Source organism: Leclercia pneumoniae (genome assembly GCF_017348915.1).
Taxonomy (GTDB): domain Bacteria; phylum Pseudomonadota; class Gammaproteobacteria; order Enterobacterales; family Enterobacteriaceae; genus Enterobacter; species Enterobacter pneumoniae.
Genome location: NZ_CP071383.1, coordinates 626,016 through 653,000, shown reverse-complemented (window position 1 = coordinate 653,000; position 26,985 = coordinate 626,016). Strand labels below are relative to the sequence as shown.

The following is a 26,985-nucleotide window of genomic DNA, read 5'->3' as shown; positions in this document are numbered from 1 at the left end:
ATGATTTACCGCACTGGGCGGTAAAACAAAAAAGCCAGCAATGAATTGCTGGCTTTGGAAGGATTACTCCACTTCTCGTGCGTCGATTCGCAGCTCTTTAGGGACTTCGAAGACAATATTCTCTTCGCGCCCTTCCAGCGGTACCGCCTCGCCGCCGCCCAGTTCCTGCAGACGGGAAATAACGTTCTGCACCAGGATATCCGGCGCGGAAGCTCCGGCCGTTACGCCAACGTAGGCTGCGTTTTTCACCCATGCTTCCTGAATATCCGTAGCGTCGTCGATCAGAAACGCCGCTTTCCCCATACGCTGGGCCAGCTCGGCCAGGCGATTGGAGTTTGAGGAGTTTTTCGATCCGACCACCAGCACCACATCCGCCTGTTCAGCCAGCGCACGCACGGCTTCCTGACGGTTGGTGGTGGCGTAGCAGATGTCGTCTTTACGCGGCCCGACGATTTTCGGGAAGCGCTGGCGCAATGCGTCGATTACATCAGAGGTGTCATCAACGGAGAGCGTGGTCTGGGTCATAAACGACAGCTTCGCTTCGTTTTTCACGTTCAGCGTTATTACATCTTCCGGCGACTCAACCAGATACATCCCCCCTTCCGGGTTACTGTACTGGCCCATCGTGCCTTCGACTTCCGGGTGGCCTGCGTGACCAATCAGAATAGATTCTTCACCACGACGGCTGGCACGCGCGACTTCCATATGTACTTTTGTCACCAGCGGACAGGTGGCATCAAACACAGTCAGATCGCGGCTTTTCGCCTCGTTACGTACCGCCTGGGAGACGCCGTGGGCGGAGAAGATGAGGATCGCCCCGTCCGGCACTTCACTGAGCTGTTCAATGAAAATGGCGCCGCGCTCGCGCAGGCTGTCGACCACGTAGCGGTTATGCACCACTTCATGACGCACGTAAATGGGGGCGCCGTAAATTTCCAGCGCATTTTCAACAATGCTGATAGCGCGGTCTACACCGGCGCAGAAGCCGCGCGGGTTAGCCAACAGGATCTGCATTTCAGGCCTCCAGTGCCGGATCGATCTCCAGCACTTCGATATCAAAATGGACCGTACGCCCGGCAAGGGGATGGTTGAAATCGACGGTAATAGAGTCACCGTTAATTTCGCGGATCACGCCAGGCATTTCGCTGCCATCCATTGCGGTAAAGAGCATAATTGCCCCAATCTCAGGTTCACCCGCATCCATAAATTCACGGCGCGAGAAATACTGGATCAGGTCCGGGGTCGGCACGCCAAATGCCGCGTCCGGCTCCAGAGAAAAGGCTTTTGTCTCACCCTCTTTCAACCCCAGAAGCTGCTGCTCCAGGCCTTCAGAAAGCGAGGTATCACCAAGACGAAACAGCGCAGGCTTACCATTATTGCGGGTAGACTCAGCCGTGGAACCGTCATCAAGTTTCAGGGTGAAGTGAACGAGGATCGCGCTGTTGCTCTGTACGGATTTAGACATGCAAGTTGCTCGCTGATTTTGCCCGGTGACGCTACGCCACCGGGCGAGTATGTTACGCCTGCTCTTTTGCGGCCGGTTTCGGCAAGAAGCCTTCCAGCACGATTAACACCGCGCCTACGCAAATTGCGCTATCGGCCAGGTTAAAGGTGGCGAAGTGCCAGTTGCCGACATAGAAGTCGATCATATCGACCACAAAGCCGTGCCAAAGACGATCAAACAGGTTGCCCAGCGCGCCGCCAATGATCAGTGCGTAAGCGATATTGTTAAGCTTCTGCGTCGCTTTAGCGCGGTACATCAGCACTGCCAGCATCACACAGATACCGAAAGCGATACCCGCAAAGAACCAGCGCTGCCAGCCGCCGCTGTCGGCGAGGAAGCTAAAAGCCGCACCGTAGTTGCGCGCATAATGCAGATTAAGCGACGGGAACAGCGGGACCGTATCCCCCAGAGCGAAATTCTGGAGGATCAGGAACTTGCTACCCAAATCGATAATCAGCACAACCACGACCAGCCACAGCCAGCGCAGTCCCGTTGAACTCAGAGATTTACTCATCAGGCAAACTTACGTTTTTCGCCATCACCGGCGACGTTGCTGACACAGCGTCCGCAGATATCTGCGTGTTCCGCCACCTGGCCAACATCGGTGGTGTAGTGCCAGCAGCGCGGGCACTTCTCACCGTCGGCTTTGCTCAGCGCGACTTTCAGTCCTTTGAGCAGTTCACTCTGCTGAGCATCAGCAGAAGCGTCAGCATAATCCGCAACTTCCGCACCGGAGGTCAACAGGACAAATCGCAATTCATCGCCCAGCGCCGTCAGTTTTGCCGACAGCTCAGGTTCCGCGTACAGGGTGACTGCCGCTTCCAGTGAACCGCCGACTTTCTTATCAGCACGCGCCTGCTCAATCACCTTGTTCACTTCGCCACGGACTTTCAGCAGCGCGTCCCAGTAAGTATGGTTCATCGCTTCAGTGCTGGAGAGATCAAACAGACCTTCATACCACTCACCGGTGAAGACATACTTCTCGCGATCGCCCGGCAGGTAGCCCCAGATTTCATCTGCGGTGAAGGACATGATCGGTGCCATCCAGCGTACCAGCGCTTCTGCAATGTGATAAAGCGCGGTCTGGCAGCTACGACGCGCCACGCTGTCCGCTTTCGCGGTGTACTGACGGTCTTTGATGATGTCGAGGTAGAACGAGCCCATTTCGATGGAGCAGAAGCGCATCAGGCGCTGCACCACTTCGTGGAAGTCGTAAGACTCGTAAGCTTTTACGATGTCTTCCTGCGCCGCTTTGGCGCAGCCTACCGCCCAGCGGTCTAGCACAACCATCTCTTCCGGTTTCACCATGTCTTTTGCCGGATCAAACCCGTTAAGGTTCGCCAGCAGGAAGCGCGCGGTGTTACGGATACGACGATAGCTGTCGGCGGCACGCTTCAGGATTTCATCAGAAACGGCCATTTCGCCGGTGTAGTCGGTAGAGGCAACCCACAGACGCAGAATGTCCGCGCCCAGTTTGTTCATCACGTCCTGCGGAGAGACGGTGTTGCCGATAGATTTGGACATCTTACGGCCCTGACCATCGACGGTGAAACCGTGGGTCAGTACCTGGCGGTATGGCGCTTTACCTTTCATGGCGGTGGAGATCATCAGCGATGACATGAACCAGCCGCGGTGTTGGTCAGACCCTTCCAGATACATATCGGCGGCGTGACCGGCAAACTCAGGGCGCACATCCACGACGGAAGAGTGGGTAGAACCGGAGTCAAACCACACGTCCAGGGTGTCGGGCACTTTCTCGTAGTTGTCTGCGTCCGCGCCCAGGATGTCGCGGGCGTCGAGATCCCACCACGCCTGAATGCCATCAACTTCCACGCGCTTCGCCACTTCTTCCATCAGCTCCAGCGAGTTCGGATGCAGCTCTTGCGTCTCTTTATGGACGAACAGAGACATCGGCACGCCCCAGGTACGCTGACGGGAGATACACCAGTCAGGACGGTTAGCCACCATGGATTCGATACGCGCCTGGCCCCAGTCCGGGATCCACTGCACGCCTTTGATCTCTTTCAGCGACTGCGCGCGCAGACCTTTCTGATCCATGCTGATGAACCACTGCGGGGTCGCACGGAAAATGATCGGTGATTTGTGACGCCAGCAGCACGGATAGCTGTGCTGCATTTTCTCAACGTGCAGCAGCGCGCCGCTGTCGCGCAGCATGTTGACGATAATGTCATTCGCTTTAAAGACGTTGATACCGTCCAGCGCCGGGTAAGTGCCTGGCAGGTAAGAGCCGTCCGGACCCACTGGGTTCGCGATTTCCAGACCGTATTTCAGGCTGATGTTGTAGTCGTCAGGACCGTGGCCACCGGCGGTGTGAACCGCACCGGTACCCGCGTCCAGCGTCACGTGGTCACCCAGGATGGCCGGAACGTCGAAGTCCAGGAACGGGTGTTTAAAGCGCATCAGCTCCAGGGCGTCACCTTTGACGGTGCCCAGAATGCTGTAGTCGGTGATGTTCGCGCGTTTCAGTACGCTCTCGACCAGATCTTTCGCCAGGATAACCGCGCGGCCTTCAATCTGCACCAGCGCGTATTCAAACTCGCTGGAGAGGGAGATTGCACGGTTGGCTGGCAGGGTCCACGGGGTGGTGGTCCAGATCACCAGAGAGATCGGGCCATTTACGCCAGGCAGACCAAATTTACCTTTGACTGCATCCTGATCGACCGCTTCGAAAGCAACGTCGATAGATGGCGAGGTTTTGTCGTAATACTCAACTTCCGCTTCTGCCAGCGCAGAACGACAATCCACGCACCAGTGCACCGGCTTCGCGCCTTTATGCAGGTGGCCGTTACCGATGATTTTGCCCAGCGCACGAATGATGTTGGCTTCGGTTTTGAAATCCATGGTCAGATACGGGTGCGACCAGTCGCCCAGCACGCCCAGACGGATAAAGTCTTTACGCTGACCATCAACCTGCTGTGCTGCGTATTCGCGGCATTTTGCACGGAACTCGGCTGCGGTGAACTTCTCACCCGGTTTGCCGTATTCCTGCTCTACTTTCAGCTCGATTGGCAGACCATGGCAGTCCCAGCCCGGAACATAAGGCGAGTCATATCCCGCAAGTCCTTTGGACTTCACGATAATGTCTTTCAGAATCTTGTTTACAGAGTGACCAATATGAATGCTGCCATTCGCATATGGAGGGCCATCATGCAGAATGAAGGTTTTTTTGCCTTTCTTGGCTGCACGGATGATGCCGTACAGGTCATCATCGGTCCAACGCGCCAGCATTCCCGGTTCGCGCTTGGCGAGATCGCCGCGCATTGGGAACCCTGTTTCCGGCAAATTCAGGGTTGATTTATAGTCACTCATCAGATTCTCGGTTCCGTATTTATCACTCAGGCGTTACGCCGGGTTTGAAAGCCCAAAAAATTCCCGGGCCGTTAACTCATCTCTCGCGATTTGCGCTTTCAACTCATCAAGCGAAGCAAATCGCTGCTCATTGCGTATTTTTTTACGCAGGATTACATCTATATGGCGACCGTAGAGGTCCATTACAACGTCCAGCAGATGCACTTCCAGTTGCTGACGTACGCCAGCAACTGTCGGACGGGTGCCAATATTGGCCACGCCCGGCAAGGGCTTATCGCCCAGTCCTGTCACTTCTACCGCATAGACCCCTTTTACCGGGGAGACCTGACGACGCAGCGGTAAGTTCGCCGTCGGAAAACCAATGGTGCGGCCCAGCTCATCACCATGCACGACGCGTCCGGAAATAGTAAACGGACGCCCTAGCAGATTCTCTGCCGCGTCGAGTTTATCTTCCGCCAGCGCTTGCCGCACAGCCGTGCTGCTGACGCGCACTCCGCCTTCACAGAAAGTTTGCGTGCTGGTCACGTCAAAGCCGTACTCGAGGCCAGCCTTCTGTAATAGCAAGAAATCCCCCTGACGACCAGCGCCAAAGCGGAAATCATCACCCACGGCGAGAAACTGTACGCCAAGTCGCTTCACCAACAGGTCGCCAACAAAATTTTGCGCCGTCAGTGCGGCAAAACGTCTGTCAAAACGCACGCACAGCACGTAGTCGACGCCGCATTGCGCCAGATAGCGCAATTTCTCGCGCAGGCGAGTCAGACGCGCAGGGGCTTTTTCGCTGGCAAACAGCTCCAGCGGTTGTGGTTCAAATATCATGACCACTACCGGCAGGCCACGCGCCCGCCCCTCTTCGCGTAATCCTTGCAACAGCGCCTGATGCCCACGATGCACGCCGTCGAAATTACCAATAGTCAGCACACACCCGTGCGGGGCCTGACTGAGATTATGTATGCCGCGTATCAGCTTCATGACTGGCTCAAAACAGTGAAAATCGCCCGAGTATACCTTGTACAGCGATTAAGGTTAACCGGCGATTGTCGCCGTAAAAGAGAAAGCCGTAATGATTTCATCACGCTTGCCTTTCAAAGCGAAAAAATCTGCCTGCGTTAGACGTTTTTTGTGCCGAAAAGCTGTATTCAGCCCTCACAAGCTGGTAGAATCCTGCGCCATCACTACGTAACGAGCGTTGTCACACTAACGGCGCTTATTTGCACAAATCCATTGACAAAAGAAGGCTAAGAGGTCATATTCCTCGGCCTTTGAATTGTCCACATAGATCATATTTGGGAGTTGGACCTTGGCTAATATCAAATCAGCTAAGAAACGTGCCGTTCAGTCTGAAAAGGCTCGTAAGCACAATGCAAGCCGTCGCTCTATGATGCGTACTTTCATCAAGAAAGTATACGCAGCTATCGAAGCAGGCGACAAAGCTGCTGCACTGAAAGCATTTAACGAAATGCAACCAATCGTGGATCGTCAGGCTGCTAAAGGTCTGATCCACAAAAACAAAGCAGCGCGTCATAAAGCAAACCTGACCGCGCAGATCAACAAACTGGCTTAATCGCCGCTTGTTGTTGCTTGTTTTAAAAGAACCCGCTTAATGCGGGTTTTTTTATGCCCTTAGCGCACGGGTGGCGTAAACAGCGACGCGTAGTTCTGATTACAGATGCGCTGCACCGCCGGGTGCTGGATCATCCGTTCAGCAAAAATGGCGTGATACTCTTCCATCACATTATCCACTCTGCCAATCTCGGTCACTCTGTCGTCGGTATAGAGATCGTGCGCATAAAGCGTCGGTGCCACGAAGATAGCGTTGTGCGCCTCGCCGAAGGCTTTCATTAGTGCGGCATCATCAAACTCACCCAGAATCTCAACGTTAAGTCCCTGTGAGGTAAACCAGTTCAGCAGCTTGCGTCCTAACATAGAACGGCGGCCTGGCACCAGCAGGCGACGCTCTTCAAGACAGGCGGGGAAGGGTTTTTCCGGCGGAGGGTTGATGCACCAGAAACTGACACCGCATTCGCCGATTTTTACCGAGAACAGCCCCTCCTGCTGCGTGGAATCAATGGGGCAGTCAGAGATAATAATATCCAGCTTATGCTGGCTCAGTTGCTCCAGCAGCATCTCGTGTGTCGATTCAAAACAGCGCAAGTGAATTTGCTCGTCTGCCACCACCGCCGCATCCAGCACGCCGCTCACTAACCGTTTTGAGAGCGCATCCGCCACCCCCACATCGAAGAGCAAGTTCGACTCTTTGCGGTAGTTAACGATATCCAGCATCTCCTGGCTCAGGGTGAACATTTTATCGGCGTAGCGGAACACCAGCTCGCCCAGTTCGCTTGGTTCAATGCCCCGCCCTTTACGCTTAAAGAGTTTGCCCTGCAGGCGTTCTTCAAGCGCTTTTATTTGCCCGGTAATGGTCTGGGGCGTGAGATAGAGCGCCTCAGCAGCCCCTACCACCGAGCCCTCTTTATAGACGTGCCAGAAGTAGTACAGATGGTTGTAATTAATATGAGACATGCGTGCTTCTCTCCCTGCTAATTTTGACGGGAGGGCACCCTTGCCCTCCCCCGATTCTCTTTAGGCCGGATGCTGCTGCTCCGGTAGTTTCATCTTCAGTAAGGTGTAGCCCACAAACGCGGCCAACAACGAGCCTGTTAAAATGCCCAGCTTAGCCCAGACGATAAGCTCCGGGGCATGCGAGCCAAACGCCAGCGTCGAAATGAAAATCGACATCGTAAAGCCGATACCACATAGCACGCCGACCGCCATAATTTGTCGACCGGTGGTGCCGTGCGGCAGCGATGCCAGCTTCAGTTTCAGCGCCAGCCAGCAGAACAGGCTAATCCCCAGCGGCTTACCAATAAACAGCCCGGCGATAATCCCAAGCGGCAGCATGGAGGTCAGGCCCGCCAGCGTCACACCGTCCAGCGATACCCCCGCGTTCGCAAAAGCAAACAGCGGCAGGATCAAAAAGGCGACCCACGGGTGTAAAACATGCTCGAGCTGTTTCGCCGGAGATTTACCCTCCTGCTGCTTCAGGGGGACGAAGAAACCGACGATGACCCCGGCCAGGGTCGCATGGACCCCCGATTTCAGTACCGCCGTCCATAAGACCATGCCCACCAGCACATAGATGCCCACCCGGCGCACGTTACAGATATTCAATAGTGCCAGTACCGCAATCGCGGCCGCCGCGACGCCCAGAGAGAGCATCGACAGATCGCTGGTGTAGAACAGTGCGATGATTATAATCGCGCCCAGATCATCGATGATCGCCAGCGCCATCAGGAAGATTTTAAGCGCCATGGGCACGCGATTGCCGAGCAGTGCCAGCACCCCAAGGGCAAACGCAATATCGGTCGCAGCCGGTATCGCCCAGCCGTGACGCGCAACAGGATCCTGGTAGTTAAACGCCAGGTAAATCAACGCTGGCACCACCATACCGCCAAGGGCGGCAATCACCGGAAAGGCTGCACGCTGCCGGCTGGCCAACGATCCCAGTACCAGTTCGCGCTTCACCTCCAGGCCCACCAGCAGGAAGAACACCGCCATCAATGCGTCGTTAATCCACAGCAGCATGTTTTTATTGATCTCCAGAACCCCGACTTTTAACTCGACGGGGGTTTCCAGAAAAGCGTGATACATGCTCTGAGTGACATTCAGGTTCGCCAGCATCATTGCCAGCGCCGCGGCAATAATCAGAATGATGCCGCTGGACGCTTCGCTATTAAAGAAACGCTGTAATAATTTCATTTAAGTTCTCTCTTACCACAATACCTCGATAAAACCATAATACCAAGCCACACATATCGGTAAAAACAGATATATATTGCCAATACATTCAGTTTTACCGAGCAATCCCTACAAAAACAAAAAGCCCGGAATCGCTTCCGGGCTTTCAGAGACAGGCTTCTGCTAAGTGATTAGCGAGTCAGGTCATCAAAGAATTTTTTGACGCCATCGAAGAAGCTTTTAGAACGCGGGCTATTCTTTTCACCCGTCGGACCGCCGAAGCTCTCCTGCAACTCTTTCAGCAGCTGTTTCTGCTTATCATTAAGGCCGACCGGGGTCTCTACCACCACGCGGCACAGCAGGTCACCCTGCGCACCACCGCGGACAGATTTCACGCCTTTACCGCGCATACGGAACAGCTTGCCGGTCTGAGTTTCACCTGGCACTTTCAGGTTCACGCGCCCATCCAGCGTCGGCACTTCGATTTCACCACCCAGCGCAGCCATGGCGAAGTTGATCGGCACTTCGCAGTAAAGGTTATTGCCTTCACGCTCAAAGATAGCGTGCTGCTTCACCTGAACCTGAACGTACAGATCGCCTGCCGGTGCACCGTGCTCGCCCGCTTCGCCTTCGCCAGCCAGACGGATACGATCGCCCGTATCCACACCTGCCGGGATTTTAACCGACAGCGTTTTGGTTTTCTCGACGCGACCGTGGCCATGACACTTGTTGCAAGGGTCTTTAATCAGCGTACCGCGACCATGACAGTGTGGACACGCCTGCTGTACCGCGAAGAAGCCCTGACGCATCTGTACCTGGCCGGAACCGTGACAGGTCGGACAGGTTTGCGGCTGCGTACCCGCTTTGGCACCGCTACCGTGGCAGATGTCGCACTCTTCCAGAGTCGGAATGCGGATCTCTTTAGTCACACCGCGAACGGCTTCTTCAAGAGACAGCTCCATGTTGTAGCGCAGATCGGCACCGCGCGCCGCGCGCTGACGACCACGGCCGCCGCCAAAGATATCGCCAAACACGTCGCCAAAGATATCGCTGAAGTCCGCACCGCCGCCGCCGAAGCCACCGCCGTATCCGCCCCCACCGCCTTGTTCAAACGCGGCGTGGCCATACTGATCGTAGGCAGCACGTTTTTGGGCGTCGGTCAGGATCTCATACGCTTCTTTAATCTCTTTAAATTTCGCTTCGGCCTCTTTGTCACCCTGGTTACGGTCCGGGTGAAACTTCATGGCCAGGCGCTTGTAGGCCTTTTTGATTTCACGCTCTTCCGCACTTTTCGGAACGCCTAAAATCTCGTAATAGTCTTGCTTTGCCATTGTTTTTTTTAAGCCCCTTAACATGCAAGCACGGGCGGAGAGGAAACCTCTTCGCCCGTGCCGGTTAGTTACCCTGCATCAGGGCGATTATTTTTTGTCTTTAACTTCTTCGAACTCAGCGTCGACAACGTCGTCGTCTTTTGCGTTGTTCTGGGAAGCGTCAGCACCCGCGCCAGCCTGCTGCTGAGCGTGTTGCTGCTGAGCGATTTCCATCAGTTTCTGGGAAACCTGCGCCAGCTCCTGCATCTTCGCTTCGATATCTGCTTTATCTTCGCCTTTCAGAGACGTTTGCAGTGCAGTCAGCGCCGCTTCGATTGCAGTTTTGTCGTCAGCTGGCAGCTGTTCGCCTGCTTCTTCAACCTGCTTACGGGTGCTGTGCAGCAGATGGTCGCCCTGGTTACGGGTCTGTACCAGCTCTTCAAACTTACGGTCGGATTCGGCGTTTGCTTCCGCTTCCTGAACCATTTTCTGGATCTCTTCTTCATTCAGACCTGAAGAGGCCTTGATGGTGATCTTCTGCTCTTTACCGCTGTTTTTGTCTTTCGCGGAAACGTGCAGGATACCATCAGCATCGATATCGAAGGTCACTTCGATCTGCGGCATGCCGCGCGGTGCTGGGTTGATACCATCGAGGTTAAACTGACCCAGAGATTTGTTATCGCCGGCACGTTTACGCTCACCCTGCAGCACATGGATGGTTACCGCAGACTGGTTGTCTTCAGCGGTAGAGAACACCTGGCTGTGCTTGGTCGGGATGGTGGTGTTTTTGTTGATCAGCGCAGTCATCACGCCGCCCATGGTTTCGATACCCAGAGAGAGCGGGGTAACGTCCAGCAGCAGTACGTCTTTCACTTCACCAGTCAATACACCACCCTGAACGGCAGCACCGATAGCAACGGCTTCGTCCGGGTTAACGTCTTTACGCGGCTCTTTACCAAAGAATTCAGCGACTTTCTTCTGAACCATTGGCATACGAGTCTGACCACCGACCAGGATAACGTCCTGGATGTCAGACACGGACAGGCCAGCGTCCTGCAGTGCAACTTTCAGCGGCTCGATAGAACGGTTAACCAGGTCTTCTACCAGGCTTTCCAGTTTCGCACGGGTCACTTTGATGTTCATGTGTTTAGGACCGGTCGCGTCTGCAGTGATGTACGGCAGGTTCACGTCGGTCTGCTGAGCGGAAGAGAGTTCAATCTTCGCTTTCTCAGCGGCTTCTTTCAGGCGCTGCATCGCCAGCGGATCGTTACGCAGGTCAATGCCCTGATCTTTCTTGAATTCGTCAACGAGGTAGTTGATCAGACGGGTATCGAAGTCTTCACCACCCAGGTGGGTATCACCGTTGGTTGCCAGAACTTCGAAGGTTTTTTCGCCATCAACTTCGTCGATTTCGATAACAGAGATATCGAAGGTACCACCACCCAGGTCGTAAACCGCGATAGTACGGTTGCCAACTTCTTTATCCAGACCGTAAGCCAGTGCGGCCGCGGTTGGTTCGTTGATGATACGCTTAACTTCCAGACCTGCGATACGGCCAGCATCTTTGGTTGCCTGACGCTGAGCATCGTTGAAGTATGCAGGAACGGTAATAACTGCTTCAGTTACCGGTTCGCCCAGGTAATCTTCCGCCGTTTTCTTCATTTTCTTCAGCACTTCTGCAGAGATCTGCGGTGGTGCGGTTTTGGTGCCTTTCACATCAAGCCATGCGTCGCCGTTATCGGCAGCAATGATTTTGTACGGCATGATGGAAACGTCACGCTGCACTTCTTCGTCCTGGAAGCGGCGGCCAATCAGGCGTTTGATCGCAAACAGGGTGTTTTGCGGGTTTGTCACTGCCTGACGTTTAGCCGGCTGACCAACCAGAGTTTCACCATCCTGGGTATAAGCAATGATAGAAGGCGTGGTGCGATCGCCCTCGGCGTTCTCCAGCACACGTGCAGTAGTGCCGTCCATAATCGCTACACAAGAGTTGGTAGTACCCAGGTCGATACCAATAATTTTACCCATCTAAACGTCTCCACTAAAAATTCGATCAACATGTGGTTGTGTACCTGTAATAAGGGCAGAAGGTGCTTTTTCAACTGCCCAGATCTGTTTTTTTTCAGGTCCACTCACTGCGGTTGACTACAAGATGGGGTCGCCACGGCATCCATCAAGGGGGAAGGATAAAAAATATTTTAATTTCACCCTGATCAGATCATAGACGGCATCGATAGCGCCCATTATGATGCCGCGCCCCGTCAGGGAGAATTGACGCGGGATTCACCATTTCACCATATTAATGATGATTTTTTGAGGACTTATGGGCAACACTAAGTTGGCTAATCCGGCTCCGCTGGGCCTGATGGGTTTTGGCATGACCACCATCCTGCTGAACCTGCATAACATCGGGCTCTTCCCGATGGATGGCATTATCCTGGCGATGGGCATTTTTTACGGCGGTATCGCGCAAATCTTCGCGGGCCTGCTGGAATATAAGAAAGGCAATACCTTCGGTTTAACGGCATTTACCTCCTACGGTTCGTTCTGGCTGACGCTGGTCGCAATTCTGCTGATGCCTAAAATGGGTCTGACAGAAGCGGCGAACGGCCACTTCCTGGGTGTCTACCTGGGCCTGTGGGGCGTCTTCACCCTGTTCATGTTCTTCGGTACGCTGACCGGCAACCGCGCGTTGCAATTTGTGTTCCTGAGCCTGACCGTCCTGTTTGCCCTGCTGGCAATCGGCCATCTCGTGGGTAACGAAGGCATCGTTCATTTCGCGGGCTGGATTGGCCTGGTTTGCGGCGCAAGCGCTATCTACCTGGCAATGGGTGAAGTGCTGAATGAGCAGTTTGGTCGTACCGTGCTGCCTATTGGTGAAAAACACTAATCCGCTCTTTAACGTGCCTGCCCTCGCAGGCACGTCTCCTCTCCCGCTTACTTTTCCAGCAAAACCCAAACAATTAATCAATGAAAGAGCAATAACTCCATCATTGAATTGATAAGCATTATCACTTTGCATACCCTCCCCCGGTATCTCCCGGATAATGGATATCAGGCAGCACGACCAACAGGAAGGTGGGAGACAGACGATTTTGTTGTGTTGCTTAAGGTTATCCAATGAATTCCAGCCTTGCCGCCGCCGTAAAGCCTGACGAAACGACCGTTGCCGCCCACTATCGCCGGGTGGTACTACGCCGCTACGCACTCGCGGGCGTGCTTCTGCTATTTATACTCTGCTCGCTGCTGCTTGATTTCACCCTTGGCCCTTCGGGCATGTCGGTATCAACGCTCTGGCATACGCTATTCCATGCCGAGGCCGCCGATGCAGGTACGCGCGTTATCGTCTGGGATATCCGTCTTCCTTTCGCCCTGATGGCGATCGTCGTCGGGATGGCGCTGGGACTGGCGGGCGCAGAGATGCAAACCATCCTGAATAACCCCCTTGCCAGCCCCTTTACGCTGGGCGTTTCGTCGGCCGCCTCGTTTGGCGCCGCGCTGGCAATCGTGCTTGGTCTTGGCATCCCCGGCGTACCGGATCAATGGTTTATCTCAGTCAACGCCTTCGTCTTTGCCCTGATGGCCTGTTTTATTCTCGATGGTATTAGCCGTTGGACGCGCGTGGCGACCTCCGGGGTGGTGCTCTTCGGCATCGCCCTCGTCTTTACCTTTAATGCGCTGATCTCAATTTTGCAATTTGTTGCCAGCGAAGACACGTTACAAGGGCTGGTTTTCTGGACCATGGGCAGCCTCGCCCGCGCTTCATGGGATAAGCTTGGCATCATGACACTGGTCCTGCTTGTCGTCGCGCCGCTGTCATTGAAAAACGCCTGGAAGCTCACCGCCCTGCGCCTTGGTGAAGATCGTGCCGTGAGCTTTGGCATTAATGTTCGTCAGCTACGCCTGGCAACCTTGCTGCGCATCAGCATCATTTCAGCGTTGACCGTGGCCTTCGTCGGTCCGGTGGGCTTTATCGGCCTGGTGGCCCCTCATATTTCACGCATGATGTTTGGCGAGGATCACCGTTTCTATCTGCCGGGCAGCATGTTTATTGGCGCGCTGGTGTTGTCGCTGGCGTCGGTGATGTCTAAAAATATCGTCCCTGGCGTCATCATTCCTGTGGGCATTGTCACCTCGCTGGTCGGCGTACCCTTCTTCCTGAGCATTATCATTCGCCACCGGGGTACGCTGTGATGGACGGCCTGCTGATTCGCGATCTTCATACGGGCTACCGTAAAAAGAACATTATCGAGGGGCTCACTACCCCACTTCTGCCGCGCGGCAAAATCACTGCCCTGCTGGGGCCCAATGGCTCAGGCAAATCCACGTTGTTGCGCGCGCTGGCCGATCTTAATCCGGCCGAAGGCAGCATTGAACTCAACGGCGAAAACCTGATGCACTTGTCGGGCGCTGAGCGCGCGCAAAAAGTCGTTTATCTGCCCCAGTCGCTGCCTGCAGGAGTGCATCTGCACGCGCTGGAGTCGGTGATGGTGGCGCGCCGCGCCAGCGGATATCAGCAGCAGGGTAATGCCGAGCAAGAGGCCTTTGCGATCCTCGACAAGCTGGGGGTTGCTCACCTGGCCATGAGCTTCCTCGACCAACTCTCCGGCGGACAGAAACAGCTGATTGGTCTGGCGCAGTCGCTGATCCGCCAGCCCGATCTGCTGCTGGATGAACCCTTAAGCGCTCTCGATCTCAATTATCAGTTCCACGTCATGGATATCGTCGCACGGGAAACGCGCCTGCGAAATATCGTCACCCTGGTGGTTATCCATGACATCAACATCGCGCTGCGCCACGCCGAGTACGCCACGATGTTAAAAAACGGCGCGCTCATTGCCAGCGGCAGGCCCGACGAGGTCGTTACGCCCGCCAATCTGGCGACGGTATATGGCGTAGAAGGCCGGGTGGAAAATTGTTCGCAAGGGCTGCCACACGTGGTAGTGGATGGTTTAACGATATAACTAGAATCTGCAGACAGGGGAAATCATGGCAATAAAGAAAGCACTTCTTGGCGTAGCGCTACTGCTCTCGCCACTACTGGCGCTGGCACAAACCTGGCCCGTTACCGTAAAAGATATTGATAACCGCACGGTGACCATTCCACAGGAGCCGCAGCGCATCATATTGCAGGATGGTCGGGATATCCTCACCCTGGCAATGCTGGAACCTAAAGACCCCTTCGCCAAAGTTGTGGCCTGGAACAATCTGCCCAAAAAACAGGACACCGAAACCTGGAACGTTTTGAAGCGCAAATGGCCGGAAGCTGAGCGCATCCTCGACATGAAATTCTCCGACCAGGGCAATGTGGATCTGGAAACTGTCATATCGCGTAAGCCGGATCTGATGATTGCTCAACTGCGGGCCAAACCCGCTCTGACCCAGAGTGGAGTCTTAACACAGCTTGAGGCTCTGCATGTGCCCGTGGTGTTTGTGGATTACGAGTTACATCCCGTTGAAAACACCCGCGCCAGCATTTCTCTGTTAGGCAAGGTGCTGGGCCAGCCCGAGCGGGCGCAGGCTTATGTCGACTTCTATCAACAGCGCCTGGACCAGATCCATCAACGCCTGGCCAAAGCCGGGAAAAAACCGCAGGTATTTATTGAGCCCATAGCCGGTGTTGCGGGGCTCGACAACGGCTGCTGCTTTACCCATGCGCGAAACGGCTGGGGCGGTCTGGTAGAGGCTGCGGGTGGGGAAAATATCGGTTCTGCCCTGCTGCCGGGCGCGACGGGGACAGTCTCGGTAGAAAAGATCATTTCAATGAACCCTGACTATTACCTGATGACCGGCTCCAAACGCCCGGGCAAAGGCACCGCCATCATTCCGTTTGGCTACAACGTACAGGCGAATGCGGTGCAATCGGCCTTCACGGCGTTACTGGCGCGACAGGGCGTTAGCAGTATCCCGGCGGTAGAAAAAGGCCATACCGGGGCGCTGTATCATCACTTCTACAACAACCCCTACAACATCATTGCCATCGAAGCGTTGAGTAAAATTTTCTACCCAACGCTGTTTGCCGACGTGGATCCGCTGGCGGATTATCATCTGCTTATCACGCGCTTCACTCAGATTCCGGATGACAGCATTATTTTGAGCTATACCCCTCATTAACCGGCGCAGGCGCCATCAACTGATGGCGCTCACCGCGTAACCAGAGACCGATTCCCAATCCCATCAATGAGAGCGCCAGCACGTACCAGGCGGGTGCCATCGGCGATACGCCCATTAGCAGCGTAACGGCGATGGGGGTTAACCCACCGAAGATAGCGTACGAGACGTTATAAGAGAATGAGATGCCGGTGAAACGTACCTCTGCCGGGAAGGCGCGAACCATTACGTAGGGCACTGCCCCCACGACACCCACGCAAAGCCCCACCGTGCCATACAACAGGAACAGCTGTTCAGGATGAGCTCCCGCCAGATGATAGAAAGTCCAACTGGCGCCGGCCAGCAAAAGGCTTCCGATAATAAAGGTCACGCTGGAGCCAAAACGATCCACCACCAGGCCGGCAATCAGGCAACCGAAGCAGAGCATAATGGTGGCGATGCTGTTGGCCTGCAGGGTTACCGCCGGCGCGAAGCCATACTGTTTTTGCAGCCAGACGGGCGACATCAGGATCACGACCACGATACCGGCGGAGAGCAGCCAGGTCAGCAGCATGGAGACCACGACGGCTCGTTTATGACGTACCACTACCGCCTTCACCGGCAACTCTTGCGCCAGCGCTTTACGCTGCTGCATCTCCAGGAAGATGGGGGTTTCTTGCAGCCAGCGGCGAAGATACATCGCCACCAGGCCAAATGCGCCGCCCAGCAGGAACGGGATACGCCAGCCCCAGTCATGCACAGCCTGTTGCGTCATGCTGGTATTGATAAGGGTAGCGACCACTGAGCCGAGCAGGATCCCTATGGTTAACCCGGCGGTTAAGGTTCCGCAGGCGATACCAATGCGGCGTGCCGGAACGTGTTCCGCCACAAACACCCAGGCGCCGGGGACTTCGCCACCGATGGCTGCACCCTGCAGCAGGCGCATCAGCAGCAGCAACAGCGGAGCAACGATACCCATTGAGGCATAGGTTGGCAGCAGACCGATCGCCAGCGTCGGTACTGCCATCAACAGAATACTGAGCGTAAACATCTTCTTACGCCCCACCAGATCGCCAAAATGCGCCATGATAATGCCGCCCAACGGACGCGCCAGATAGCCTGCAGCAAAAATGCCGAAGGTCTGAACCTGACGCAGCCATTCCGGGATATCAGCCGGGAAGAAGAGCTCTCCTACCACGGCCGCAAAAAAGACGAAGATGATGAAGTCGTAAAACTCCAGCGCGCCACCTAACGCAGCGAGCGTAAGCGTTTTATAATCCTGACGATTCAGAGGCCGGGTGTAATGTGACATAGCGAACCTGTTTATCTGTGTTGTTGATTTATTTTTACAGCGATCGTAAAGAAAAAATTACTATACCGAAAAACCAACCGCACGCTATCAGCGCTGCAGCTTATGTCACAAAAGTACTAATTTCAGGAGATTGTTTCGCGTCGCGCGCTTTTAGGACGAAAAGCTGCTATCACCTGCGGATCGGTTTCGACGTAAGGACCATCCAGCAGCTGTATACAATACGGTACACTTGCAAAAATACCGGCGACGACCACTTTTCCATCTTCCTCTTTTACCCCTTCCAGCGTCTCTTTAATCGACTTTGGCTGGCCTGGCAGGTTAAGGATCAGTGCTTGCTTACGAATCACTCCAACCTGTCGAGAGAGAATAGCCGTCGGCACAAAGTGCAGGCTAATTTGTCTCATCTGCTCGCCGAAGCCCGGCATTTCGCGATCGGCGATGGCGAGGGTGGCATCCGGTGTCACGTCGCGCCGTGCAGGGCCGGTGCCGCCGGTGGTTAATACCAGGTGGCAGCTCATCTCATCCACCAGCTCGCACAGTGTCTGTTCGATGATGGCCTGTTCGTCGGGGATCAGCCGGGTCTCTATTTCAAATGGGGTTGTCAGTGCGCTGCCCAGCCACGCTTCTAGCGCAGGCAGGCCTTTATCCTGATAAACACCGCTGGAGGCGCGGTCAGAAATCGAGACTAAGCCGATGCGTAAGGTATTCATATTCATTCCATTCAAACAATACTGATTGAAGTGAATGATACACGCAGAGGAGGAATTCAGACAGGAGACAAAAGAAGACGCGTGACCGGGAGCCCGGTCACGCAGAGTGATTACAGCAGATCGCCGATCATTTTTTCCAGTTTTTCTTGGTCGATAGCAAACTTACGGATACCATCCGCCAGCTTGTCTACAGCCATTGGATCCTGGTTGTGCTGCCACAGGAACTCAGACTCGGTAATGCGCTCTGGACGCGCTTTCACTTCGCCGGTGTAAGAGAGCTTACGCTCAATGGCACCTTCGCTCTCTGCCAGCTCTTTCAGCAGCGCAGGGGCGATGGTCAGGCGGTCACAGCCAGCCAGTTCGATGATCTCACCAACGTTACGGAAGCTTGCGCCCATAACGACGGTCTCGTAACCGTGCTGTTTGTAGTATTCGTAGATCTCAGAAACAGAAACCACGCCCGGATCTTCAGCAGCGGCATACTCTTTCTTGTCGGTGTTGGCTTTGTACCAGTCCAGAATACGGCCCACGAACGGAGAGATCAGGTACACGCCTGCTTCCGCACATGCACGCGCCTGCGCGAAGGAGAACAGCAGAGTCAGGTTACAGTTGATACCGTCTTTTTCCAGCTGCTCGGCAGCACGGATACCCTGCCAGGTAGAAGCCAGTTTGATCAGGATACGGTCATTGCTGATACCCGCATCGTTGTACAGTTTGATCAGACGTTTTGCTTTGGTAATTGACGCTTCGGTGTCGTAGGACAGACGGGCATCAACTTCAGTAGAGATACGACCTGGAACCAGTTTCAGGATTTCCAGACCGATGTTAACAGCCAGTTTATCAGTGGCATCCACAACCTGCTGCGCACGGTCGTTGCTCTGCGCTTTCGCCCAGGTAACAGCGTCGTCGATCAGCTTGCGGTATTCAGGGATCTGGGCGGCGTTAAGGATCAGAGAAGGGTTGGTGGTGGCATCCTGCGGCTGATACAACTTCATTGCCGCGATATCTCCGGTGTCAGCTACGACAGTGGTGAACTGACGAAGGGAGGTCAATTTATCCGTCATGATAGTGTTTCTCTTTACTTGCCCTGGATAATTCACGTAACCGGCAGGATGCCAGAAACGGAAAAATGACAGGTTTACTTGTTAGGGGGATGTAACCGGTCTGCCCTGATGATAACACGACGGAATGACAGCGCAACCGCAGACAATGCGCTTACGGAGAGTATGATAAACTCAAGAGATTATCTGCTCGCCAATGGCCTGGTTGTTCAATCAGTCATAGCCCTTATCTATGCACTTCGGCATCAACAAGAGGGACGTTAATGCCTGATTTCTTATCCTTTATTAATGAAATTCTCTGGGGTTCGGTGATGATCTACCTGCTTTCTGCGGCAGGTATCTGGTTCACCTTTCGATGCGGTTTTATTCAATTTCGCGCCTTTCGCTACCTCGGAAAAAGTCTGAAAAACAGCCTCTCCCCGCAGCCGGGGGGATTAACCTCATTTCAGGCGCTCTGTACGAGCCTGGCGGCGCGCGTCGGCAGCGGTAATCTTACCGGCGTGGCGCTGGCCATCAGCATCGGTGGCCCTGGCGCCGTTTTCTGGATGTGGGTCACCGCGCTCTTCGGGATGGCCACCGCCTTTGCCGAATGCTCGCTGGCTCAGTTGTATAAAGAGCCGGACAAGCAGGGACAGTTTCGCGGCGGCCCGGCCTGGTATATGGCTCGCGGCCTGGGCATGCGCTGGATGGGCGTACTGTTCTCCATCTTGCTTCTCATCGCTTATGGGCTAATTTTTAACACCGTTCAGGCTAACTCGGTCTCTCACGCCCTGCGTTTTGCCTTTAATTGCCCGGAAATTCTTACCGGCAGCGTGATGGCAATGGCGACGTTGCTGGTGATTGTCACCGGTATTAAAGGGGTTGGCCGCATAATGCAGTGGATGGTGCCGGTCATGGCGCTGCTGTGGGTAGCGGCCAGCCTGGTGGTGAGCGCGCTCAATATTGAGCAACTACCCGATATCTTCACGCTTATCATGAACAGCGCCTTCGGCTGGCGCGAAGCGAGCGCCGGAGTAATGGGCTATACCCTGAGCCAGGCGCTGGCTGCGGGTTTCCAGCGCGGCATGTTTTCAAACGAGGCCGGGATGGGATCTACCCCCAATGCCGCTGCGGCTGCCGCCTCCTGGCCACCGCATCCGGCTGCGCAAGGGATCGTGCAGATGATTGGCGTTGTTGTGGATACCCTGGTTATCTGTACCGCCAGCGCAATGATTGTGTTGTTGGCCGGGCCTGTTGATGATGAGCAGAACGTGGCTGGCATCCAGCTGGTACAGCAGGCGCTCATGAACCTCGCCGGCGGCTGGGGCGCCGGTTTCGTGGCGCTGATTGTCATCCTCTTCGCCTTTAGCTCCATCGTGGTGAATTATATCTATGCGGAGAATAACTTAATCTTTCTCCACCCCACGGCCGGCAAATCGCGCTGGCTGCTGCGCGGCAGTGTAGTCGCCATGGTGGTGATGGGATCGTTACTGAGCCTGCCACTGGTCTGGCAGCTGGCTGACGTGATCATGGCGCTGATGGCGATTACCAACCTGACCGCTATCCTCCTGCTCTCGCCGGTGGTGTTGCTCATCGCCCGGGATTATCTGCGCCAGCGAAAGCTTGGCATCCAGCCCGTCTTTGATGCAGCCCGCTACCCGGACATTGAGGCGCAAATCGCCCCCGGTGCCTGGGATGATTTGCCGCGTCAATAACAGCTATTGATCAACCGTAACGGTTTATTTGATAAAATCGCACCAAATTTCCCGCAAGGACTGGATATGCTGATTCTGATTTCACCTGCCAAAACGCTCGATTACCAGAGCCCGCTTGCCACCGAGCGCTATACCCAGCCTGAGCTGTTGGATTACTCACAACAACTGATTCGCGAAGCGCGCAAACTCAGTGCCCCGCAAATCGCGAAGCTGATGAGTATCAGCGATAAACTGGCAGATTTAAATGCTACCCGCTTCCACGACTGGCATCCCGATTTTACACCGGCTAACGCCCGCCAGGCGATTCTCGCCTTTAAAGGTGACGTTTACACCGGTCTGCAGGCGGAAACATTTAGCGAAGCTGACTTCGATTTTGCACAGAAGCACCTGCGCATGCTCTCGGGTCTGTATGGCGTGCTGCGCCCGTTGGATCTGATGCAGCCCTACCGTCTGGAGATGGGTATTCGTCTGGAGAATGCGAAAGGCAAAGATCTTTACCATTTCTGGGGCGAGACCATTACCCAGACGCTGAATGACGCGCTTAAAGAGCAAGGCGATAACGTCGTCATTAACCTGGCCTCTGACGAATACTATAAATCTGTGAAGCCAAAACTACTGAATGCCGGGATCATCAAACCGGTCTTCCTTGATGAGAAGAACGGCAAGTTTAAAGTCATTAGCTTCTACGCCAAAAAAGCCCGTGGGCTGATGACCCGTTACATCATTGAAAATCGTCTGACACAACCGGAACAGCTGACCGCGTTTAATAGCGAAGGGTACTTCTTCGATGAAGAGGCTTCAGAAAACGGTGAGTTAGTCTTTAAGCGCCACGAACAGTAATAACAAACCCCGCCATCAGGCGGGGTTCTTGTTAGTGGTGCTTCCAGCCCGGTCCCGGACGGCGATCGTCCCGGCGATCGTGGTGGTGGTCATGATGGCCACGATGCGAGTCATGGGCGCGCCAGCGGTTATCACGCCATTCGTAATGTGACTTCCACCAGCTATGGTCGCGCCAGTGGCCGCCATCCCAGTAGTGTCCGTGATTATCCCGATCGCCAATCTGCAGTTTTACCGCAGGTAACAGCGTGATTTCCGATGCCTGTACCGCCATGGGAGCGACCAGCATCAGTGAAAGCGCGATGAGAGCAGGTTTCAGTGTAGACATGGGTGACTCCTTATTCAGCTTGCCCAGCGTGGGCCGATGTAAGGAGATTACGCGAGGAGTTAAGAGGATGTTATTCTCTGCAATCCTATTCTGTAAGTTACCGCATTTATTGGGAATTTCTGCTTTTTTACTGCTATTTTTCTCCATAATTTCTTCACAAAAAAGCCCGAAAAGGCGATCTCGCCTTTCCGGGCCTGTGTCACTGCTAAGGGCTTCTACGCGCGCGTCATCATCAACTTACGCAGCTCGGCAAAGTCTGCCGGCAGCGTGTGGGAGAGCAGCGGTAAATCGGCACGATCCGCCAGCTCTTTTGGCAACGGCAGCGATTCACCCAGAATTTCATCCACGCTCTCCTTAAACTTCGCCGGATGCGCCGTGCCAAGGAACAGACCATATTCACCCGGGTTCAGTTGATCGCGCAGGGCGCGATACGCCACCGCCGCGTGCGGCTCGGAGGTGTATCCCAGTTGCTTCAGTTCGCGCATGGTCTCTTTAGTGGTTTCATCGGTGACAGAGGCGTAGCCCAGGTCGCCCAGACGCCAGATCTTGCGACGGAACAGCTCTTCCACGCGTGGCCAGTTGTTAGGCTGGGAAACGTCCATCGCATTCGAGAGCGTCGCCTGCGTCGCGTTTGGCGTCCATTTGCCCTCTTTCAGGAAGCGCGGCACCGTATCGTTCGCGTTGGTGGCGGCGATAAAGCGCTTCACCGGCAGCCCGAGCGATTTTGCCAGCAGGCCTGCCGTCAGGTCGCCGAAGTTACCGCTCGGAACAGAGACCACCAGCTGATTACGCGCTTCCTGCGGCAGCTGCGCCACGGCTTCGAAGTAGTAACAGATCTGCGCCAGCAGACGGCTGATGTTGATGGAGTTTGCCGAGTTCAGGCCCAGCGCCGTTTTCAGCTCTTCGTCATCGAAGGCCTGTTTTACCAGCGCCTGGCAGGCATCGAAATCCCCGTCGATAGCGACGGTTTCAATATTGCCGCCGAGGGTGCAGAACAGTTTTTCCTGCAGTGGGCTGATTTTGCCCTGCGGATAGAGAATGACTACGCGGACGTTTTTCAGACCATAAAACGCATGCGCCACGGCCGCACCGGTATCACCGGAGGTCGCGGTCAGAATGGTTACCGGCTTGTCGCCGCTGATGTGCGTCAGCATCTGGGCCATAAAACGGCCGCCGAAATCTTTGAATGCCAGGGTCGGGCCGTGGAACAGCTCCAGGCACCCTACGTCCGGCTCCACCTGGCTCACCGGCGCCGGGAAGGCAAACGCCGCGCGAACGCGCTCTTCCAGCAGCTCCTGCGGAATTTCGTCGCCAATAAACGCGGAGAGAATTTTGGTGCTGCGGCTGACAAAATCCATCTCCAGCATCGCATCAATATCGGTCAGGCTAAATTCAGGCAGATCGTGCGGAAAGAAGAGCCCCTGGTTTTTACCCAGCCCCTGAGTCACCGCCTGCGCGAAGCTGACCTGCTCATTGTGATCTTTAAGATTGTAGAGTTTCATCGATTATCCCAGTACTCGTGCGCCCGCCGTGTCCAGACGGCAAATATGAACAAAGCCTTCCTGATTTTGCAGGTAATTTTTACCCAGCCACTCCGCGACGCGCTGCGCGGTATCCGGCTTATCGCACAGTGCGAACAGCGTCGGACCGGAGCCGGAAATACCGCACGCGACCGCGCCGATCTCCAGGGCGGCGCTACGCGCCTCGTTAAACCCTGGCAGCAGCCTGGTGCGGTACGGCTCGGCTATTACGTCTTTCATCAATTTCGCCGCCAGTTGAGGCTGACGGGTATAACAGGCATGAATGAAGCCTGCCAGGTGACGACCATGCGCGATACAGTCCTGACGACGATACTGCGCCGGCAGAATGGCACGCGCTTCGGCGGTCGAAACTTTAATGCCCGGATAGGCCAGCACCCATAGCCACTCATCAAAGCCGGGGACCTGCTGACTGATGATGCCATTCTCTTCAATCATCAACTGCATGCCGCCCAGGAAACAAGGGGCCACGTTGTCGTAATGAATGCTGCCAGAGATGCGTCCTTCCAGCTCGCCCATCAGCGCCAGCAGACGGGTATTGTTCAGCGGTTTGCCGCAGTGTTCGTTCATCGCGACCAGGGCCGCAACGACGGAGCAGGCGCTGGAGCCCAGACCTGAGCCAATCGGCATCCCCTTTTCAAGGGTCATAGCCACCGGAACGGTTTTCCCTATCTCCTGACAAAAACGTTCCCAGCACTGGTACACAATGTTTTCACGCGGTTCCGTTGGCAGCTTGCTGGCAAAACGCCCTACATTTTGCAGGCTAAACGTCTGAGCCGCTTCGACAGTGACGATATCGCCCAACAGAGAGCCCTCTGTTGGCGTAACAGCCGCCCCCAGAACATCAAACCCGACGCTCATATTGGCGCTGGAAGCCGGGGCATAAACTTTAACCATCTTAAACTCCTAACTTCCATGACAGGGTACGCAACAGATCGGCAAACACCCCCGCCGCTGTCACATCATTCCCTGCGCCATAACCGCGAAGCACTAACGGCAATGGCTGATAATAGTGACTGTAAAATGCCAGCGCATTCTCGCCGTTTTTAACTTTGAACAGCGGATCGTTACCGTCCACTTCTGCAATCTTCACCCGACAAACGCCGTCCTCTTCGATATTGCCAACATAGCGCAATACGCAACCTTCATCACGGGCTTTCGCTACGCGAGCAGCAAAGAGATCGTCCAGCTGCGACAACCGGCTCATAAAGTCAGCCACGTCGCCCTTGTCATCGAAGGATGCGGGTAGCACAGGTTCGATCACTATGTCGCTCAACTCCAGTTCGCGCCCGGTTTCACGGGCGAGGATCAGCAGCTTACGCGCCACATCCATACCAGAAAGATCATCACGCGGATCCGGCTCGGTGTAGCCCATCTCACGGGCTAATCGGGTAGCTTCAGAGAGGCTCATGCCCTCGTCGAGTTTACCGAAAATGAACGAGAGCGAGCCTGAGAGGATCCCGGAGAAACGTTGCAGTTCATCGCCGGCATTCAGCAAGTTTTGCAGGTTTTCGATAACCGGCAGCCCTGCCCCGACGTTGGTATCGTAAAGGAATTTGCGTCGCGATTTTGCCGCTGCGTGGCGCAGTTGATGGTAATAGGCCATCGACGAAGTGTTGGCTTTTTTGTTCGGGGTGACCACATGGAAGCCTTCGCGCAGGAAGTCGGCGTACTGATCGGCGACAACCTGGTTCGACGTACAGTCGACAATGACCGGGTTGAGCAGATGGTACTCTTTCACCAGGCGGATCAGGCGCCCAAGGTTAAAGGGCTCTTTGGCTTCGGCCAGTTCAGCCTGCCAGTTTTCCAGATTCAGGCCATGCACGTTGGTCAGCAGCGCTTTTGAGTTCGCCACGCCACAGATGCGCAGATCGATATGTTTGTTCTTCAGCCACGTCTGCTGGCGCTTGACCTGCTCCAACAGCGCGCTGCCGACGCCGCCTACACCGATCAGGAACACTTCGATCACCTGGTCGGTGTTGAACAGCATCTGGTGGGTAACGCGCACACCGGTCGTCGCATCGTCATTATCCACCACCACGGAGATTGAACGCTCAGAAGAGCCCTGCGCAATGGCCACGATGTTGATATTGGCGCGAGCCAGTGCGGCAAAGAACTTCGCGGAGATGCCGCGCAGGGTACGCATGCCATCGCCTACAACCGAGATAACGGCCAGACGCTCCTGAATGGAGAGCGGCTCAAGCAACTCCTCTTTCAGCTCCAGATAGAACTCCTCTTCCAGCGCCCGGCGTGCACGCAGACAGTCGCTCTGAGGGACGCAAAAACTGATGCTGTACTCAGAAGAGGATTGGGTGATCAGTACCACCGAGATGCCATTGCGCGACATGGCGGCAAACACGCGGGCCGCCATACCGACCATGCCTTTCATTCCGGGACCAGAGACGCTGAACATCGCCATGTTGTTCAGGTTAGAAATGCCTTTCACCGGCAGGCCATCTTCATCGCTGCTCGCCTCAATCAGCGTGCCAGGTGCCTGCGGATTACCCGTATTTTTAATCAGGCAGGGGATCTGGAATTGGGCAATCGGAGAGATGGTACGCGGGTGGAGCACTTTGGCGCCGAAGTAGGAGAGCTCCATCGCCTCCTGGTAAGACATTGACTTCAGCAGGCGCGCATCCGGCACCTGGCGCGGATCGCAAGTATAGACCCCATCGACGTCAGTCCAGATCTCACAACAGTCGGCGCGCAGGCAGGCCGCCAGTACCGCGGCAGAGTAATCAGAACCATTACGCCCCAGCACGACGAGCTCGCCTTTCTCATTTCCGGCGGTGAAGCCCGCCATCAGGATCATGTGGTCGGCAGGAATTTTCCCTGCAGCGATACGACGGGTTGATTCGGCAATATCAACGGTAGATTCGAGGTAGTGACCTACGGCGAGAAGCTTTTCCACCGGATCGATCACGGTGACGTTATGGCCACGCGCTTCCAGTACGCCTGCCATGATAGCGATAGAGAGTTTTTCACCGCGGCAGATGAGCGCCGCATTGATGCTGTCCGGGCATTGCCCTAACAGGCTGATACCATGCAGTACGTGTTTGATCTGCGCGAACTCTTGCTCAACAAACGCTTTCAGTTGCGCGAGGGGAAAACCGGGCTGGGCATCGGCCAGGCCCTGCAACAGCTCGGCGAAAATGCGTTCGGCGTCGCTGATATTCGCCAGCGCATCCTGGCCACCGATGGTTTTTTCAATCATCGCCACCAGATGGTTAGTAATTTTGGCCGGGGCAGAGAGCACCGTTGCTACCTGCCCCTGCCTGGCATTGCTTTCCAGGATGTCGGCAACCCGCAGAAAACGTTCTGCATTTGCCACTGATGTACCGCCGAACTTCAACACTCGCATGGTATTACCTCATAATCTTTGGCCGAAAAAAAAGCCCGCACTGTTCAGGTGCGGGCTTTTTTCTGTTTTTCCTGTACGCGTCAGCCCGCATCGTTACCTGTGGTAATGATGGTGGTTGTAGTAATGGTGGTGATGCTGATGCGTTTCATGGATGTTGTGTACTCTGTAATTA

The 26,985-nt window shown here is 55.0% G+C and carries 24 protein-coding genes, 1 pseudogene and 1 other annotated feature; of the genes and pseudogenes, 7 read left to right on the top strand and 18 right to left on the bottom strand.

What is annotated here, in order from left to right; genetic code table 11:
• Positions 1-63: 63 nt before the first annotated feature.
• The 6 genes and pseudogenes from ispH to JZ655_RS21325 form a co-directional block, all read right to left on the bottom strand.
• Positions 64-1,014 carry a 4-hydroxy-3-methylbut-2-enyl diphosphate reductase gene (ispH, locus tag JZ655_RS03080; RefSeq protein WP_207292975.1) on the bottom strand — a complete coding sequence of 317 codons (951 nt, stop codon included), beginning with the start codon at positions 1,012-1,014 and terminating at the stop codon, positions 64-66.
• A gap of 1 nt (position 1,015) precedes the next feature.
• A complete protein-coding gene (fkpB, locus tag JZ655_RS03075; RefSeq protein ID WP_040077225.1) occupies positions 1,016-1,465 on the bottom strand; it encodes an FKBP-type peptidyl-prolyl cis-trans isomerase in 450 nt (149 codons plus the stop codon).
• A gap of 52 nt (positions 1,466-1,517) precedes the next feature.
• Entirely contained in the window at positions 1,518-2,018 is a 501-nt protein-coding gene (gene lspA / locus JZ655_RS03070) for a signal peptidase II (RefSeq protein WP_207292974.1), read from the bottom strand.
• Positions 2,018-4,834, bottom strand: coding sequence for an isoleucine--tRNA ligase (gene ileS / locus JZ655_RS03065; RefSeq protein WP_207292973.1), 2,817 nt, complete (start codon positions 4,832-4,834; stop codon positions 2,018-2,020). The genes lspA and ileS overlap by 1 nt, the downstream gene beginning before the upstream one ends.
• A gap of 33 nt (positions 4,835-4,867) precedes the next feature.
• A complete protein-coding gene (gene ribF, locus JZ655_RS03060; RefSeq protein WP_046885018.1) occupies positions 4,868-5,806 on the bottom strand; it encodes a bifunctional riboflavin kinase/FAD synthetase in 939 nt (312 codons plus the stop codon).
• Between the two features lie 7 nt (positions 5,807-5,813).
• Positions 5,814-5,984, bottom strand: a pseudogene (locus JZ655_RS21325) (DUF2575 domain-containing protein).
• A gap of 150 nt (positions 5,985-6,134) precedes the next feature.
• Between JZ655_RS21325 and rpsT the strand changes: the two are divergent.
• Positions 6,135-6,398 (top strand): 30S ribosomal protein S20, encoded by a 264-nt coding sequence (gene rpsT / locus JZ655_RS03055; RefSeq protein ID WP_001518655.1) that lies wholly within the window; start codon positions 6,135-6,137, stop codon positions 6,396-6,398.
• A 59-nt stretch (positions 6,399-6,457) separates the two neighbouring features.
• Here rpsT and nhaR read toward each other — a convergent pair whose 3' ends face one another.
• From nhaR to dnaK, 4 genes are all read right to left on the bottom strand, one after another.
• Positions 6,458-7,357 (bottom strand): transcriptional activator NhaR, encoded by a 900-nt coding sequence (gene nhaR / locus JZ655_RS03050; RefSeq protein WP_040077230.1) that lies wholly within the window; start codon positions 7,355-7,357, stop codon positions 6,458-6,460.
• Between the two features lie 60 nt (positions 7,358-7,417).
• The gene (gene nhaA / locus JZ655_RS03045; RefSeq protein ID WP_046885020.1) at positions 7,418-8,593 is read right to left on the bottom strand and encodes a Na+/H+ antiporter NhaA; all 1,176 of its coding nucleotides are present in this window, start codon (positions 8,591-8,593) and stop codon (positions 7,418-7,420) included.
• 170 nt (positions 8,594-8,763) lie between these two features.
• Positions 8,764-9,903: a molecular chaperone DnaJ gene (gene dnaJ / locus JZ655_RS03040; RefSeq protein ID WP_046885021.1), complete on the bottom strand. Its 1,140-nt coding sequence runs from the start codon at positions 9,901-9,903 to the stop codon at positions 8,764-8,766.
• 87 nt (positions 9,904-9,990) lie between these two features.
• On the bottom strand, positions 9,991-11,910 hold the full coding sequence (dnaK, locus tag JZ655_RS03035) for a molecular chaperone DnaK (protein WP_040077235.1): 1,920 nt from the start codon (positions 11,908-11,910) through the stop codon (positions 9,991-9,993).
• Positions 11,911-12,205: 295 nt separating this feature from the next.
• Here dnaK and satP point away from each other — a divergent pair, with 295 nt between their 5' ends.
• The 4 genes from satP (at position 12,206) to JZ655_RS03015 (ending at position 15,996) form a co-directional block, all read left to right on the top strand.
• Complete coding sequence (gene satP / locus JZ655_RS03030; RefSeq protein ID WP_207292972.1) at positions 12,206-12,772, top strand: acetate uptake transporter; 567 nt, start codon at positions 12,206-12,208, stop codon at positions 12,770-12,772.
• Between the two features lie 230 nt (positions 12,773-13,002).
• Complete coding sequence (locus JZ655_RS03025) at positions 13,003-14,076, top strand: FecCD family ABC transporter permease (protein ID WP_207292971.1); 1,074 nt, start codon at positions 13,003-13,005, stop codon at positions 14,074-14,076.
• Entirely contained in the window at positions 14,073-14,846 is a 774-nt protein-coding gene (locus JZ655_RS03020; RefSeq protein ID WP_425352462.1) for an ABC transporter ATP-binding protein, read from the top strand. Before JZ655_RS03025 ends, JZ655_RS03020 begins: the two co-directional genes overlap by 4 nt.
• Before the next feature lie 25 nt (positions 14,847-14,871).
• The gene (locus tag JZ655_RS03015; protein WP_207292970.1) at positions 14,872-15,996 is read left to right on the top strand and encodes an ABC transporter substrate-binding protein; all 1,125 of its coding nucleotides are present in this window, start codon (positions 14,872-14,874) and stop codon (positions 15,994-15,996) included.
• Here JZ655_RS03015 and JZ655_RS03010 read toward each other — a convergent pair.
• From JZ655_RS03010 to tal, 3 genes are all read right to left on the bottom strand, one after another.
• Positions 15,971-17,284: an MFS transporter gene (locus JZ655_RS03010; RefSeq protein ID WP_207292969.1), complete on the bottom strand. Its 1,314-nt coding sequence runs from the start codon at positions 17,282-17,284 to the stop codon at positions 15,971-15,973. The genes JZ655_RS03015 and JZ655_RS03010 overlap by 26 nt on opposite strands.
• Before the next feature lie 122 nt (positions 17,285-17,406).
• On the bottom strand, positions 17,407-17,994 hold the full coding sequence (gene mog / locus JZ655_RS03005) for a molybdopterin adenylyltransferase (RefSeq protein ID WP_040077241.1): 588 nt from the start codon (positions 17,992-17,994) through the stop codon (positions 17,407-17,409).
• Between the two features lie 110 nt (positions 17,995-18,104).
• Positions 18,105-19,058, bottom strand: a complete 954-nt coding sequence (gene tal / locus JZ655_RS03000) for a transaldolase (RefSeq protein WP_040077242.1) — start codon at positions 19,056-19,058, stop codon at positions 18,105-18,107.
• A gap of 260 nt (positions 19,059-19,318) precedes the next feature.
• Between tal and JZ655_RS02995 the strand changes: the two genes are divergently transcribed.
• Positions 19,319-20,749, top strand: coding sequence for an alanine/glycine:cation symporter family protein (locus tag JZ655_RS02995; RefSeq protein WP_207292968.1), 1,431 nt, complete (start codon positions 19,319-19,321; stop codon positions 20,747-20,749).
• Positions 20,750-20,815: 66 nt separating this feature from the next.
• Entirely contained in the window at positions 20,816-21,589 is a 774-nt protein-coding gene (gene yaaA / locus JZ655_RS02990; protein WP_046885061.1) for a peroxide stress protein YaaA, read from the top strand.
• A 31-nt stretch (positions 21,590-21,620) separates the two neighbouring features.
• Here yaaA and JZ655_RS02985 read toward each other — a convergent pair whose 3' ends face one another.
• The 5 genes from JZ655_RS02985 to thrL all read right to left on the bottom strand — a co-directional run bounded on the left by JZ655_RS02985 (position 21,621) and on the right by thrL (position 26,962).
• On the bottom strand, positions 21,621-21,914 hold the full coding sequence (locus tag JZ655_RS02985) for a DUF2502 domain-containing protein (protein WP_207292967.1): 294 nt from the start codon (positions 21,912-21,914) through the stop codon (positions 21,621-21,623).
• 215 nt (positions 21,915-22,129) lie between these two features.
• Positions 22,130-23,416, bottom strand: a complete 1,287-nt coding sequence (gene thrC / locus JZ655_RS02980; RefSeq protein WP_046885027.1) for a threonine synthase — start codon at positions 23,414-23,416, stop codon at positions 22,130-22,132.
• A gap of 3 nt (positions 23,417-23,419) precedes the next feature.
• Positions 23,420-24,349, bottom strand: a complete 930-nt coding sequence (thrB, locus tag JZ655_RS02975) for a homoserine kinase (RefSeq protein WP_046885028.1) — start codon at positions 24,347-24,349, stop codon at positions 23,420-23,422.
• 1 nt (position 24,350) lies between these two features.
• Positions 24,351-26,813, bottom strand: a complete 2,463-nt coding sequence (thrA, locus tag JZ655_RS02970) for a bifunctional aspartate kinase/homoserine dehydrogenase I (protein WP_207292966.1) — start codon at positions 26,811-26,813, stop codon at positions 24,351-24,353.
• Between the two features lie 24 nt (positions 26,814-26,837).
• Positions 26,838-26,955, bottom strand: a sequence feature (Thr leader region).
• Complete coding sequence (gene thrL / locus JZ655_RS02965; protein ID WP_072039575.1) at positions 26,894-26,962, bottom strand: thr operon leader peptide; 69 nt, start codon at positions 26,960-26,962, stop codon at positions 26,894-26,896. It overlaps the preceding feature by 62 nt.
• Positions 26,963-26,985 lie beyond the last annotated feature (23 nt).

Excerpts from the sequence above, each read along its gene's own strand:
- tal (WP_040077242.1), bottom strand. The coding sequence starts at position 19,058 with ATGACGGATAAATTGACCTCCCTTCGTCAGTTCACCACTGTCGTAGCT.
- lspA (WP_207292974.1), bottom strand. The coding sequence starts at position 2,018 with ATGAGTAAATCTCTGAGTTCAACGGGACTGCGCTGGCTGTGGCTGGTC.
- thrC (WP_046885027.1), bottom strand. The coding sequence starts at position 23,416 with ATGAAACTCTACAATCTTAAAGATCACAATGAGCAGGTCAGCTTCGCG.
- ribF (WP_046885018.1), bottom strand. The coding sequence starts at position 5,806 with ATGAAGCTGATACGCGGCATACATAATCTCAGTCAGGCCCCGCACGGG.
- dnaK (WP_040077235.1), bottom strand. The coding sequence starts at position 11,910 with ATGGGTAAAATTATTGGTATCGACCTGGGTACTACCAACTCTTGTGTA.
- satP (WP_207292972.1), top strand. The coding sequence starts at position 12,206 with ATGGGCAACACTAAGTTGGCTAATCCGGCTCCGCTGGGCCTGATGGGT.
- JZ655_RS03010 (WP_207292969.1), bottom strand. The coding sequence starts at position 17,284 with ATGTCACATTACACCCGGCCTCTGAATCGTCAGGATTATAAAACGCTT.
- yaaA (WP_046885061.1), top strand. The coding sequence starts at position 20,816 with ATGCTGATTCTGATTTCACCTGCCAAAACGCTCGATTACCAGAGCCCG.
- JZ655_RS03025 (WP_207292971.1), top strand. The coding sequence starts at position 13,003 with ATGAATTCCAGCCTTGCCGCCGCCGTAAAGCCTGACGAAACGACCGTT.
- nhaR (WP_040077230.1), bottom strand. The coding sequence starts at position 7,357 with ATGTCTCATATTAATTACAACCATCTGTACTACTTCTGGCACGTCTAT.
- thrA (WP_207292966.1), bottom strand. The coding sequence starts at position 26,813 with ATGCGAGTGTTGAAGTTCGGCGGTACATCAGTGGCAAATGCAGAACGT.
- ispH (WP_207292975.1), bottom strand. The coding sequence starts at position 1,014 with ATGCAGATCCTGTTGGCTAACCCGCGCGGCTTCTGCGCCGGTGTAGAC.
- mog (WP_040077241.1), bottom strand. The coding sequence starts at position 17,994 with ATGAATACCTTACGCATCGGCTTAGTCTCGATTTCTGACCGCGCCTCC.
- dnaJ (WP_046885021.1), bottom strand. The coding sequence starts at position 9,903 with ATGGCAAAGCAAGACTATTACGAGATTTTAGGCGTTCCGAAAAGTGCG.
- JZ655_RS02985 (WP_207292967.1), bottom strand. The coding sequence starts at position 21,914 with ATGTCTACACTGAAACCTGCTCTCATCGCGCTTTCACTGATGCTGGTC.
- thrB (WP_046885028.1), bottom strand. The coding sequence starts at position 24,349 with ATGGTTAAAGTTTATGCCCCGGCTTCCAGCGCCAATATGAGCGTCGGG.
- JZ655_RS02995 (WP_207292968.1), top strand. The coding sequence starts at position 19,319 with ATGCCTGATTTCTTATCCTTTATTAATGAAATTCTCTGGGGTTCGGTG.
- JZ655_RS03015 (WP_207292970.1), top strand. The coding sequence starts at position 14,872 with ATGGCAATAAAGAAAGCACTTCTTGGCGTAGCGCTACTGCTCTCGCCA.
- ileS (WP_207292973.1), bottom strand. The coding sequence starts at position 4,834 with ATGAGTGACTATAAATCAACCCTGAATTTGCCGGAAACAGGGTTCCCA.
- fkpB (WP_040077225.1), bottom strand. The coding sequence starts at position 1,465 with ATGTCTAAATCCGTACAGAGCAACAGCGCGATCCTCGTTCACTTCACC.
- nhaA (WP_046885020.1), bottom strand. The coding sequence starts at position 8,593 with ATGAAATTATTACAGCGTTTCTTTAATAGCGAAGCGTCCAGCGGCATC.